Raw genomic sequence first — 12,640 nt, 5'->3', positions numbered from 1 at the left:
GCTTTTCTGCTCCTGCTCCTGTATATTAAAAATGCTGCAACCGCCGCAGTAAGTGCGGCACCTGCTGCAACTTTAATTACAAAATCCTTTTTATTATATTTTAATTCGGCATTCCAGCCACGCTCGGCAAAAACGTTTGGCAGGTAGCCTTTGCCGGCATCTTCTATAAGCCCTTCCACCATATTAACACGATCTGCTAAAATAAGCGGCATCCATCGCCTTAAATCCGATTCGCTGTATTTGTAGGCCATGCGTCTTATCATACCACTAAGGCCCGACGGAGGTGCCGCAGTCCCAAAAACAGCAGTAATATTAGGCCGCTCTACCGATTTTAGTATTTCAACGGTTTCAGGCTGTTGCGCAGGGCGCTGCCAAGTGTAGCCCAGTATCTCCTCATCCGTACGTTTTTTTATAGGGTAAGTCGGGTCATTTTTCGGGTCGGCATCTATCCCCCACCCCTTAATGTGGCTGTAGTCTGCTCCCCTTATATTTTTAAAATCTGATGGTTTTGTTTCGTCTGTCATAACATAGTTTTTAAGCGTTAGTAATTTATGCCGAAGGCGGTATCAGCACCGGCTTAATACAGTTATCCCTTTTGGCTGAGAATATATGGTAGGCTTCTGCCACTTCTTCCAGCGGCACACGGTGTGTTATCATTTCCTTCGGGTTCAATACACCATTCTTAACGTGCTCTATCAGCCTTGGCAGTGTGCGTTTAACTGAGGCCTGGTTGGCACGGATGGTTATACCCTTATTAAGCACATTACCTATAGGCACCAGTGCATCTGTTGGGCCGTAAACACCAACTATAGATACTATACCGCCTTTTTTAACGGAATTAATAGCCCAGTGCAACGCAGTGGTAGAACCTCCCTGTAATAATAGCTTACGCCCTAATAAAGTGTTGGCAAGGCTTCCTGCCGCTTCGCACCCTACTGCATCTATACACACATCTGCCCCGAGAGAATCGGTTTGTGTTTTGATAAATACAACAGGGTCTCCAATAAAATTGAAATTATATACTTCGCACTGCGCAAATTTTTCAGCAAACTCAAGCCTGTAATCAAGCTGGTCTATCAGTATTACACGTCCTGCCCCAAACAGCCATGCACATTTTGCCGCCATAATACCTATTGGCCCTGCGCCAAAAACCACAACAGTATCACCTGTTTGTATGCCACCCATTTCGGCTGCCTGGTAACCTGTTGGCACTACATCGGTAAGCAGTACTGCATCATCCGGATCCATCCAGTCGGGTATTACGGTAGGGCTGACATCTGCATAGGGCACCCTTACATACTCTGCCTGTCCGCCGTGGTAGCCTCCGGCGGTATGCGAGTAGCCGAAAATTCCTCCCGCTGCAGTAGCTTCAGGGTTACTTTCGTGGCAATTGCCATAAAGTTCCTGCCTGCAAAAAGCACATTTGCCACAGGCAATATTAAAAGGTACCATAACCCTGTCGCCCACTTTAAGCTTTTGTACGGATGAGCCTACCTCTACCACTTCACCAATGAACTCATGCCCAAAGGTACTGCCTACCCTTGTGTCGGGTACAAGGCCATGGTACAGGTGCAGGTCAGAACCGCAAATACACGAACGTAACACGCGTACAATAGCATCTTCCGGATGTTCTATCTCCGGCATCGGCATATTTTTATCGGCCCGCACGCGAAAAGGCCCTCTGTAATTCATTGCCAGCATAATTTATATAATTTTGGTTTACAGTAAAGTTAGCCTTACCATATCCCTTTTACAGTTAAAGCTTTACAAAGATTTTCTTAACTGCAAAATGATGTAACACTACGCGGAAATTATGCAAGTATTCAGGAAAATAAAAAAGCCCCTGCAACAACAGTGCAGGGGCAACACAAAATCAATCCAAACTTAACAAAACAATATTAATTCCATCCGCCGCCCAGGGCGCGGTAAATATTTACACTTGCATTCATTTGTTTCAGCTTGGCTTCTATCAGGTCGAATTTACTTTCCAGCGCATCACGCTGTGTCATAAGTACCTCCATATAATCGGCCCTTGCCGAGCGAAACAAATTGTTTGATATATCTATTGACTGGTTTAGCGCATCTACCTGTTGCGATTTAAGGTTATAGGCTTTCTGCATATTGCTAATCATAGCCAGTTGATTGGTAACCTCTATGTATGCATTAAGCAATGTACGTTCGTAATTATAAACCGCCTGCATTTGTTTTGCGCCGGCAGTGCTGTATGCAGCTTTAATAGAATTCCTGTTTATTAAAGGTGCGGCTATATCTCCCGCGAGAGAGTAAAGCAACGACTCAGGAGACCTGAACAGGAAGCTTGGGTCGAATGCCCGGAAACCTACCCCGCCCGATATGCCAAGCGATGGGTAAAACCTTGCCCTGGCGACCTTAACATCAAGCTTTGCCGCTGCAAGGTCCATTTCGGCCTGCCTGATATCGGGTCTGTTTTCCAGCAGTTGTGCCGGGATGCCCGCCTGAACCGTTTGCGGCACTATATCTGTAATCAATACCGCGCTTCTTTCTACATGCTGAGGGAAACGACCTGTAAGAAAATTGATCCTGTTCTCAGTTTCCGTTATCTGCTGCTGTATGGTAAATTCAAGGCTTTTTGTATTGAGTACCTGAGCTTCAAAACGCTTAACAGCCAGTTCATTAACACGCGCTGCTTCTTTTTGTAGTTTAACAATCTCATAGGCATTCGCCTGTATGCCTATATTCTGCTGAACAATTGCAAGCTGGTTATCTAATGCTAGCAGTTCATAATAGGAATTGGCAATTTCAGCTATGATATTAGTCACCATAAAGTTTCTGCCTTCTACAGATGAAAGATAGCGGCTAAGAGCAGCTTTTTTAGCGTTGCGCAGTTTTTTCCAGATATCTACCTCCCAGTTGGCATATAAACCAAGCGAATAATCCTGTAACGGCTCCGGCATTTCCACGCCGGGCCTGATATCGGTAGTCGCCTCCATTGCACCTATGTTAGTATAACGGGCAACCTTATCTACCCCTGCCCCGGCACGTATTCCTGCAAATGGTAGATACTCCCCTTTACGTGCCCTTACTTCATTACGGGAAATTTCTATTTCCTGAAGGGTTATATTAAGCTCCTGGTTATTTTTAAGGGCTTCCTCAATCAGGGCAACAAGGTTTGGGTCGGTAAAATACTCCCTCCACTTCAGCTTTGCCGAATTAAGCGTATCGGCAGCAGCACCCGCATAGGCAGCAGGTACTTCTTTATTTTCTGCTCGTTGCGCTACAGAGGGCAGTTTACAGCCTGTAAAAGTGATAACAGTACAGGCTGTTAAGGCTATTATTAATTTACGGCTATTTAGCATCTTCATCATTTTCTGTATTGTTAGGGAAATTATCAATCATGTGGATGAATTCTTCTGATAAAGAACCGTCATCTTCGTACTTAATGAGCTTGCGTCCGTCGGCAAGCGTGCCGAATATGTAGTAAAGCCCCGGCACTATTATTACCCCGAAAATGGTACCGAAAAGCATACCGCCAAGCGCAGAGGCACCAATAGTACGGTTACCAATGGCACCGGCACCTGTAGCCAGGATAAGTGGTATAAGTCCTGCTATGAAAGCAAATGATGTCATAAGGATAGGACGGAAACGAACCTTTGCGCCTTCTATGGCGGCTTCGAGTATGGTTGAGCCCTCTTTATGCTTCAATACGGCAAACTCTACTATAAGCACCGCGTTTTTACCGAGGAGACCCACAAGCATGATAAGCCCTATCTGCGCATAAATATCATTTTGCAGCCCCATCATCTTGAGCAACATGAATGAGCCGAAGACACCTACAGGAAGTGAAAATACTACTGCCAGCGGGATAATAAAGCTTTCGTATTGCGCTGCAAGCACAAAGTAAACGAACGCCAGCACAATAAGGAAAATATACAGTGACTCATTACCCCTGCCGGCTTCGTCATACGATAAACCTTCCCACGCAATGTCATATCCTTTTGGAAGGCTTTCTTTAGCTACTTCCCTAATGGCGGCAATAGCATCGGCTGTTGTGTAGCCTTTGGCGGGAAGCCCCTGTATAGCGGCTGAGTTGTACATATTGTAACGGGTAATTTCGTTTGGCCCCTGTGTTTTCTTCAGCTTCATGAATGCCGAATACGGAACCATCTCGCCCTCTTCATTCTTAACGAACATATTCAGGATGTCAGACGGCAATCTCCTGTACTTAGGATCACTCTGCACATATACCTTAAAGAACCTGTCGAACTTGATAAAGCCCTGCTCATAGGTACTGCCTATCATGATGTTAAGGTTATCCATTGCTTTGCCTATAGAAACACCTTTTTGCATGGCAAGGTCGTTATCCATTACCAACTCATATTGCGGGTAATTTGCCGCGAAAAAACTGAATAACCCGGTAACTTCTTTACGCTTGCCCAAATCATCAAGGAACTTCTTCTGTATCCTGTCGAAATCCTGGTAATCGCTGGTACCGTTTTTATCCAGCAATCGCATAGAGAAACCGCCTGAAGAACCAAAACCGGGTATGGCAGGCGGCTCAAAAAACTCTATAACCGCACCCAGCCCTTTGGTTTTATGCTCAAGCTCCTCCATAATTTCGGTAACCGTGTGGTCGCGGTCGTGCCACGGTTTAAGGTTAATAAGGCAGGTACCGGCGTTACTGCCTCGGCCCTCAGTCATAATCTCATAACCTGCAAGTGATGATACCGACTCTACCCCATCTACCTTTTCGCAAATTTTCTGTAGCTGCTGCGAAACTTTATTGGTACGCTCCAGTGTTGCCCCCGGAGGCGTTTGTATAATGGCATATATGGTACCCTGGTCTTCACTTGGTATAAACCCGGCAGGGAGTACCTCATTCTCGAAATAGATACCCGCGCAAAACGCAAGCAAAATGCCAAAGGTTAACCAGCGCCTGTTCACAATACGCCTTAATACACCCACGTATTTGCCTGTAAGCTTTTCAAACCCGCTGTTAAACTTGTCCATCGCTTTTGTAAACAGGTTTCCTTTTTTAGGATGCCCGTGGTGGTTTTTAAGCAGCATGGCACACAAAACCGGTGTAAGCGTTAGCGCAATGATTGCCGATATAACTATAGAACTTGCCATAGTGATGGAGAACTGCCTGTAGAAGGTACCCACAGGGCCCGACATGAAAGATATAGGCAGGAATACCGAAACCATAACTGCAGTGATAGCTATAATAGCGCCGCTGATTTCGCCAAGCACTTTTCTTACAGCCATGTAAGGTGATATGTTTGGGAATTCATCAAACTTGGCGTGGACTGCCTCGACGACAACAATAGCGTCATCTACTACAATACCAATGGCAAGCACCAATGCAAAAAGTGTTACAAGGTTGATGGAGAGCCCAAAGAACTGAATCACGAAAAATGCCCCCACAAGCGATACCGGTACCGCAAGAATGGGAATAAGCGTAGAACGCCAGTCGCCCAGAAAGATAAATACTACAAGTGCCACCAGTATAAAGGCATCCCTTAACGTATCTATAACTTGTTCTATAGAGGCATCAAGGAACTGCGATACGTCATAGCTAATCTTATAATCAATACCCGGAGGAAAGCTCTCTTTCATTTCCTCAAGCTTGGCCTTCACCTCCGCAATAACATCACTTGCGTTACTGCCGTAATTCTGCTTCAGCACAATGGCTGCCGAAGGATGCCCGTCGAGATTTGAATAAATATCAAAGAACTCACTGCCCAGCTCTACCGTGGCAATGTCTTTCAGGTGTATGGATTCTCCGTTAGCATTAGCACGTATAATGATGCTTTTATACTCTTCAGGCTCGTTAAACCTGCCTTTGTAGGTAAGCACATATTCCAGCGACTGCGCCTCTATACCCGAGCTTTGCCCGATACGCCCGGGGCGGCCTATAATACTTTGCTCGGCAAGGGCATCCATAACCTCATCTACCGAAATGTTATAGGCTCTCATCCTGTCAGGGTTAAGCCATACCCGCATGGCATAGGTACGGCTGCCCAGTATCTGCGTTCTTGCCACACCTTTAATCCTGTTTATTTCAGGAATCATTTTTACACTGGCATAGTTATACAAAAACTTCTCATCCATGTTTTTGCCTGTACCATACAGATTTACATACATAAGCATACTCGGCTGAATTGGGGTAATAACAACCCCTTCGCGCTGCACCAGTTCAGGCAGCAGCGGCATAACCTGGTCAACACGGGTCTTAACCCTTACAACTGCTTCATTGGGGTCTGTGCCCGGTTCAAAGATTATCCGTAATGTGGCTTCGCCCGCACTGGTGGCATCGGTTGCCATATAACGCATTCCTTCTACCCCGTTAATAGAGTTTTCAAGGGTTATGAGTGTCGATTTTACCAGTACATCGGCACTCGCACCGGGATAAGCAATAAAGATATTTACTGTTGTTGGGGCAATTTGCGGAAACTGCGATATTGGCAGTTGCTTTATTGCCAGCGAACCAACAAAAACAATCATAATAGAAATTACAATTGCAAAAACGGGCCTGTGTATAAATTTACTAAACATATTACTTGTTGTTTAAAGGCCGTTATTATTCTGCGTACAGCTCAAGATCGGCCAATACGGCTTCGGGCTTCAGGGTTTTGTATTCTATTTTCTGGTTTTCTTTTACAAGGCGTAAACCTTCCAGCAGTATTTTATCGCCTTCAGAAAGGCCGCTGCCCACCACATAAATGTGTGGCAGTTCGTGTGCTACGGTTATTTCTCTTGACTGTACCGTATTATTCTTACTGATAACATATACATACTTTTTGTCAAGCACCTCAAAAGTTGCCTTTTGCGGAATTAACATAGCATTGGTTAACGGTGTGGTAATATGTATATTACCTGTTTCACCATGCCTTAGCAGCCCTTTAGGGTTAGGAAAAGTGGCCCTGAAAGGTATATTACCCGTTTCGTTATTAAAGTCGGCTTCTATAGTTTCTATTTTACCGGGATAATCAAAATATTTGTTGTTTGCCATAAGCAGGCTTACCTTGTTATCCTGCCTGTTGTTGTCGAGGTTTTGTTTATAGTCCAGATATTCTGCTTCAGGCACATTAAAATATACCCACATTTTTGTATTATCAGAAAGGTTTGTGAGCAGGTCGCCTTCATCTACAAGGCTGCCCTGCCTAACCATAAAGCGGTCTATAATACCATCAAATGGCGCGCGTATCTCTGTAAACTGTAAATGCACCTGAGCAAGCTGTAATTCTGCTTTTGCCTTGTCAAATTTAGCCTTAGCCATAGCCAGTTCATTAGGTGCAACTACATTGCTTTCGGCAAGTTTTTTAGTGTTCTGGTATTCTATTTCTGCGAAATTCGCTTCAGCCTTTGCTTTCTGCATTTCTGCCTGATAAAGGTTAGGCATTATGCGGAACAGTAACTGTCCCTGCTTTACGAACTGGCCTTCATCTACAAAAATCTGCTGCAGGTAGCCCCTTTCCTGTGCGCGCAGCTCTATATGCTGTATAGAGCGTATCTGGGCTACATAGTCTTTGGTAATAGTGGTATCTTTTTTAACCGGATTAGTAACCAGGAACTGTGCTTCGTGTTCCTTTTCTTCTGCTTCTTTTTTGCAGCCCGTGTTGCACAACAATGCGCACAGGCTAATAAACATGAGGATTCTCTTCATGATGATTTTGCTTGTTTAACGATATGATTTTGTGATTGCTTTTCTAAGAAAAATGCGTAAACGTAACATATCTTAGCCCTGAATAGCTATAGCTAAGGACAGATATACTTAAGAAGTGCACGGCAGTGTTTACAGCCCGTGCGGAAAAGGAAAAATCAAATCCTGAACACCCTGAAAACAATATGGCGCTCCAGGACAGGGAGGTAGTTAAAATAGGGAGAGCAAGTGTAGCTCTTTATGCAGCGGTAGAAATATCCGGGAGATATTTCAGAAAAATATGCAGCAAAATAATTTAGGGCCTGGGGTGTTTTGGTAAACGATTCGGCCCTGTCTTCCTCTATTTCGGTATCAGAGGGAGTAATTTTATCATGATTGCCTTCGGCAGCAGTAAGTGATTCTTTGTAAAGATTGTTTTCGGCTTCGCCCTCAATACAAAAATCCTCATTGTAATGATGCAGTTGAAGTAAATGTAATGAAGTATCTAAAGAAAAATCTTTACCGGCATTGGCATGCAAATTCAAGACGGAGCCCAAAAGGACTGCAACGAGAGAAAAAAAGATTTTCAGTTGTAACTTCTTCATTCAGGGAACAAAATTAGATAAAGAATAAATTACAGCCAAACAAATATTAGTAATTATTTAACAGGTATTATGCTATATCGTTTTCTATTACAATAGTTTCCTTGCTTTTTCTAAATCTTCCGGGGTGTCTATACCAATGCCTGCGTGGCTTGTCTCTACCATTTTTATTTTTTTGCCATATTCAAGATAGCGCAATTGCTCCAGTTTTTCGCTGGCTTCCAGCTTTTGCATGGGCAGGTTGTAAAAATCGAGCAGCGCATGCTTGCGGAATGCATAAATACCGATATGCTTAAAATACCTCACCCCCGCTTCCTTATCCCGCGGGTATGGTATTACCGAACGCGAAAAATATAATGCAAAATTCTTTTGGTCAACCACCACTTTTACATTATTGGGGTTGTTTATATCCTCTTCCTCTGTAATGTGCATCATTAACGAGGCAAGGTCTGTTTCCCTTGCAAAGTCGCTTTTAAATACCTGAAGCACATCGGCAAGCGGTTCTTTATTAATAAAGGGTTCGTCGCCCTGCACGTTTACCACAATATCCACGTCCATATGTTCTACCGCTTCGGCAATGCGGTCGCTGCCGCTTTCATGCTCCTTCTGGCTCATGATGGCTTTGCCTCCATTACGAACAACCTCATCATAAATTATATCAGAATCGGTAACTACAAAAACATCATCAAACAATGCTGTTTTAACGGCAGCTTCATAGGTGCGGACGATAACGGCTTTGCCCCCTAAATCCTGCATGAGCTTGGCGGGGAAACGGGTACTGGCATAGCGGGCGGGTATTACGGCAATAATTTTCATGGTGTAAAAATAACGGATTTTTTAAATTCCAAATGTATAAATGCTATGCATCTTAAAGGGAGTTCTTACATTCCGACCGGAGCGAAGCGTAGTGGAGGAATCACAATTTAAACAAGATTTCTCGCTGCACTCGAAATGGAACACAACCTTAACAAGTCCCCTCTCCTTTTGAGAGGGTTAGGGATAGGCTGTTCACCATTAGGGATTTTTAGGCTCACTCCTCGAAACTTTCATCTTTAAACCCGATAAGGTAGAGTTTATCTTTTGCCCGGGTTACGGCTGTGTATAGCCAGCGGATGTAATCTTTATCTATACCCTGCGGCAGGTAAGGCTGCTCTACAAACACCGTGTGCCACTGCCCTCCCTGCGATTTATGGCAGGTAACCGCATAGCTGAATTTTACCTGCAATGCATTAAAATGCGGGTTGTTCTTTACTTTTAAAAATTTGCGGTAGCTGGTTTCATTTTCATAATCCAGCATCACCTCATTATACAGACGGTTTGATTCTTCATAAGTAAGCGATGCCGATTCGCTATCAATGGTATCCAAAAGCAATACCGTTTCAAACGGTGCCTGGTTAGGATAGTCAACCATTCTCACTTTTACACGGGCAAATTTAAAACCGTATAATTCTTCTATACGGAAAATTTCCAGTACCTCGATAATATCGCCATTAGCTATGAAGCCTGCCTCTGATTTTTCGTTGAGCCAAAAGTAGTTGTTCTTAACTACCATAAGCAGGTCGCCTGCCGAGAGTTCGCTCTCGCGCCCCAGTATTTTAAAGCGTATCTGTTTGTTGTACTGGTTAGCACGCTTGTTGCTGCGCACTATAAAGGCAGTATCTTCTACGCTGTAATTGCTGTAGGCCTGGTTAATGGCATCTTCTATCTCAAAGCCATCTACAAGTCGGACAATATCTTTAAATCCTTTTACCCGGAATTTAAACGTATCTACAAAGGCCGATTTAAGTACCTCCCTCAATTCGGTGGCGTTATATAAAATGCCCGAGTCGATATCCTGGCGCATAACCTCATCAAGCTCAATCTGCTGCGTTTCCTTAAAATAGTTGTTAGTCAGCATCTGCACATCAAGTGCCGGGCTGATATCAGAATTTACAGGCGGCAACTGTGCCGTGTCGCCTATTAGTACCAGTTTGCAGTTATTACCGCTGTACACATACTGCATAAGGTCGTCAAGCAGTGAACCGTTCTCATACATTTTCGACTCGTTTGCCGTATCTGATATCATAGAGGCTTCATCTACTATAAAAATAGTATTGGTAAACTTGTTGGGCTGTAGTGTAAAGCCCATAGTACCGCCGCTGCCCTTTTTTGGGAAATAAATACGCTTGTGTATGGTATAAGCCGGCTTTTGCGAATACCCTGATATTACCTTAGCTGCACGGCCTGTTGGCGCCAATAATACATATTTTTTGTTGGCTTCGCGCAGGTGGTTTACTAGGGTTGAGATAATGGTTGTTTTACCTGTACCCGCATAGCCCTTCAGCACAAAAATTTCATCTTTGCTGTCGTTGTTGATGAACTCACTTATCTTTTGCAGGAAGATGTCCTGTTTAAGCGTGGGTTCAAACGGAAAATTACGGCGGAGTATCTGGTAAAACTGGCCCGGATTCATTTGGTAAAACAGGTTTTAGCGGTTAGGCCCTCAAAGATAGCATGATTTAAACGAGTAGCCCCGCTAATCGGTAAAAAGATGTAAATTTGTGCTGAAACCAATTGCTCATGAGCCACCCCATAACTACAAAAAATTATAAAAAACTTGTTTTACAAATTGGCATGCACGGTGCCTCTTTTTGCTGTATCGATACCCTCGGCAACAGCATAAGCCATACGCACAGCATGGGTTTCAGTAAATTTCAGCCTGTAGAGGAAGAGTTGTGGAAGCTGTTTACCACCCACCCGGAGCTTAAAATGGAGTATGACGAAGTGCTGGTACTGCACGACAACTGCTTTAATACTTTTGTGCCCGATGCGCTTTTTGACGAAAATTTTTTAGGCAGCTACCTGCAATACAATACCAAAGTTTTTGAAACCGATATTTTTGCCTTTGATGCCCTGCCGAATTATGAGCTGAGCAATGTGTATGTACCCTTAATGAACATTAACAATTACCTGCTGGACAGGTTTGGCAGCTTTGATTATAAAAATGCAAACAGCATACTGGTTGCCAAGCTGCTGGATGCCTCTAAAAACGTAGATGAAAAACAGGTTTACGTTCATGTGCAGGAGACACATTTTGAAATTGTGGTAGCGCGTAACCAAAGGCTTTTGCTGTATAACGCTTTTGAATATGCCACGCCCGAAGACTTTTTATATTATCTGCTATTCACGATGGAGCAACTGCTGCTGAACCCCGAAACGGTAAAAGTATTTTTACTGGGTAAAACAGATGAGCAGCACGACTGCTTTATGCTTGCCTACAAATACATAAGGTACGTTTCTATATATCAGCCGGCAGCGCTCCAGGATAAATTTGGCATAACACAACAGGATGCCCTCCAACATTTTATACTATACAACGCATGAGGATAATATCAGGAAAATATAAAGGCCGCCGGATAAGCCCGCCAAAAAACCTGCCCGTTCGCCCCACTACCGATATGAGCAAGGAATCTTTGTTTAATATCCTGAACAACCGTTTTGATTTTGAAGGGCTTAAGGTGCTTGATATTTTTGCGGGCACGGGTAACCTTAGCTATGAGTTCGGTTCGCGGGGTGCGGAGGCTATTACTGCCGTAGATGCCGACTTTGGCTGTATTAAGTTCATCAAGCAGACTGCCGCGGAGTTCGACTTTAACATCATGGCGGTTAAGGCCGATGTATATAAATTTCTTGCCGGGCACAGCAGCAGCTATGATATTATTGTGGCAGACCCACCCTACCACTTTGAGCAGCAAAAATTTGAAGAAGTGGTTAAGCTGGTTTTTGACAACAACCTGTTGCAGGAAGACGGCATGATGATTATAGAGCACAGCAGGCACACCACGCTGGAACACATGATGAATTGGTCGTTCAGTAAAAAGTATGGCGGCAGTATTTTTTCGTTCTTTGAGTTTGATAAGGATGAAACTGAAGAAGCTATTAACGAAGACCCTGATGTTGAGGAGTTGTAGAGTTTAAATTTCGTAATAAGATGATTTTAGGAAAAAGCATTAGAATATATCTAAAAGACGGCAGTGTGTCAGGTATAAGACAGGCTGAAGTTGTTAACCATACAATACAAGCACTTTCAAGTCCCAGAAATAAACTTTCAGATTTAAATAAGTATTTTCAGAAAGAATCTAATAGACCTGGTGTCTACTTTCTAATAGGTGAAGACGACAACAACAAAACAACAGTCTATATTGGCGAATCAGAAAACGTTTGGGATAGATTAAAGTCTCATGACTTAAAAAAGGATTTTTGGAGTGAAGTGATTGTTTTTACAAGTAAGGATGATAATCTTACTAAATCTCATGTGAAATTTTTAGAAAGTAGACTAATATCTATCGCAATAAGTGCTGATCGCTATGCTGTTTCAAATTCAATATCTCCAAATTTAAGTTCTCTTCCATTGGCTGATCAAGACTCAATGGAAGATTTT

General features: G+C 43.5%; 11 protein-coding genes. 3 read left to right on the top strand and 8 right to left on the bottom strand.

The features are described 5' to 3' along the window. From Q0K96_RS13875 to Q0K96_RS13840, 8 genes are all read right to left on the bottom strand, one after another. The coding region (locus Q0K96_RS13875; RefSeq protein WP_297334580.1) for a hypothetical protein at positions 1–524 on the bottom strand (524 nt) is incomplete at its 3' end. Between the two features lie 25 nt (positions 525–549). Beyond that, entirely contained in the window at positions 550–1,701 is a 1,152-nt protein-coding gene (locus Q0K96_RS13870) for a zinc-dependent alcohol dehydrogenase (protein ID WP_223052150.1), read from the bottom strand. Between the two features lie 197 nt (positions 1,702–1,898). Further along, on the bottom strand, positions 1,899–3,344 hold the full coding sequence (locus tag Q0K96_RS13865) for an efflux transporter outer membrane subunit (protein WP_297334579.1): 1,446 nt from the start codon (positions 3,342–3,344) through the stop codon (positions 1,899–1,901). Then, entirely contained in the window at positions 3,325–6,531 is a 3,207-nt protein-coding gene (locus tag Q0K96_RS13860; protein ID WP_297334578.1) for an efflux RND transporter permease subunit, read from the bottom strand. Before Q0K96_RS13860 ends, Q0K96_RS13865 begins: the two co-directional genes overlap by 20 nt. Positions 6,532–6,556: 25 nt before the next feature. Beyond that, entirely contained in the window at positions 6,557–7,642 is a 1,086-nt protein-coding gene (locus tag Q0K96_RS13855; protein ID WP_297334577.1) for an efflux RND transporter periplasmic adaptor subunit, read from the bottom strand. 155 nt (positions 7,643–7,797) lie between these two features. Further along, on the bottom strand, positions 7,798–8,223 hold the full coding sequence (locus Q0K96_RS13850; protein ID WP_297334576.1) for a hypothetical protein: 426 nt from the start codon (positions 8,221–8,223) through the stop codon (positions 7,798–7,800). An 87-nt stretch (positions 8,224–8,310) separates the two neighbouring features. After that, a complete protein-coding gene (kdsB, locus tag Q0K96_RS13845; protein ID WP_297334575.1) occupies positions 8,311–9,036 on the bottom strand; it encodes a 3-deoxy-manno-octulosonate cytidylyltransferase in 726 nt (241 codons plus the stop codon). A gap of 214 nt (positions 9,037–9,250) precedes the next feature. Further along, on the bottom strand, positions 9,251–10,672 hold the full coding sequence (locus tag Q0K96_RS13840) for an AAA family ATPase (protein ID WP_297334574.1): 1,422 nt from the start codon (positions 10,670–10,672) through the stop codon (positions 9,251–9,253). 107 nt (positions 10,673–10,779) lie between these two features. On the opposite strand from Q0K96_RS13840, the gene Q0K96_RS13835 reads away from it, so the two are divergent. The 3 genes from Q0K96_RS13835 to Q0K96_RS13825 all read left to right on the top strand — a co-directional run. Next, positions 10,780–11,583 (top strand): DUF3822 family protein, encoded by an 804-nt coding sequence (locus Q0K96_RS13835; protein WP_297334573.1) that lies wholly within the window; start codon positions 10,780–10,782, stop codon positions 11,581–11,583. Beyond that, complete coding sequence (gene rsmD, locus Q0K96_RS13830; RefSeq protein ID WP_297334572.1) at positions 11,580–12,170, top strand: 16S rRNA (guanine(966)-N(2))-methyltransferase RsmD; 591 nt, start codon at positions 11,580–11,582, stop codon at positions 12,168–12,170. Before Q0K96_RS13835 ends, rsmD begins: the two co-directional genes overlap by 4 nt. 20 nt (positions 12,171–12,190) lie before the next feature. Then, a partial coding sequence (locus Q0K96_RS13825; RefSeq protein ID WP_297334571.1) for a GIY-YIG nuclease family protein occupies positions 12,191–12,640 on the top strand: 450 nt, incomplete at its 3' end.

Origin of the sequence: Flavobacterium sp. (genome assembly GCF_024305175.1) — a bacterium.
Taxonomy (GTDB): Bacteria; Bacteroidota; Bacteroidia; order Flavobacteriales; family Flavobacteriaceae; genus Flavobacterium.
The sequence above is the reverse complement of the archived record's forward strand: the minus strand, read 5'-3'. Positions and strand labels throughout refer to the sequence as shown.

Excerpts from the sequence above, each read along its gene's own strand:
- Q0K96_RS13870 (WP_223052150.1), bottom strand. The coding sequence starts at position 1,701 with ATGCTGGCAATGAATTACAGAGGGCCTTTTCGCGTGCGGGCCGATAAA.
- Q0K96_RS13865 (WP_297334579.1), bottom strand. The coding sequence starts at position 3,344 with ATGATGAAGATGCTAAATAGCCGTAAATTAATAATAGCCTTAACAGCC.
- Q0K96_RS13860 (WP_297334578.1), bottom strand. The coding sequence starts at position 6,531 with ATGTTTAGTAAATTTATACACAGGCCCGTTTTTGCAATTGTAATTTCT.
- Q0K96_RS13855 (WP_297334577.1), bottom strand. The coding sequence starts at position 7,642 with ATGAAGAGAATCCTCATGTTTATTAGCCTGTGCGCATTGTTGTGCAAC.
- Q0K96_RS13850 (WP_297334576.1), bottom strand. The coding sequence starts at position 8,223 with ATGAAGAAGTTACAACTGAAAATCTTTTTTTCTCTCGTTGCAGTCCTT.
- kdsB (WP_297334575.1), bottom strand. The coding sequence starts at position 9,036 with ATGAAAATTATTGCCGTAATACCCGCCCGCTATGCCAGTACCCGTTTC.
- Q0K96_RS13840 (WP_297334574.1), bottom strand. The coding sequence starts at position 10,672 with ATGAATCCGGGCCAGTTTTACCAGATACTCCGCCGTAATTTTCCGTTT.
- Q0K96_RS13835 (WP_297334573.1), top strand. The coding sequence starts at position 10,780 with ATGAGCCACCCCATAACTACAAAAAATTATAAAAAACTTGTTTTACAA.
- rsmD (WP_297334572.1), top strand. The coding sequence starts at position 11,580 with ATGAGGATAATATCAGGAAAATATAAAGGCCGCCGGATAAGCCCGCCA.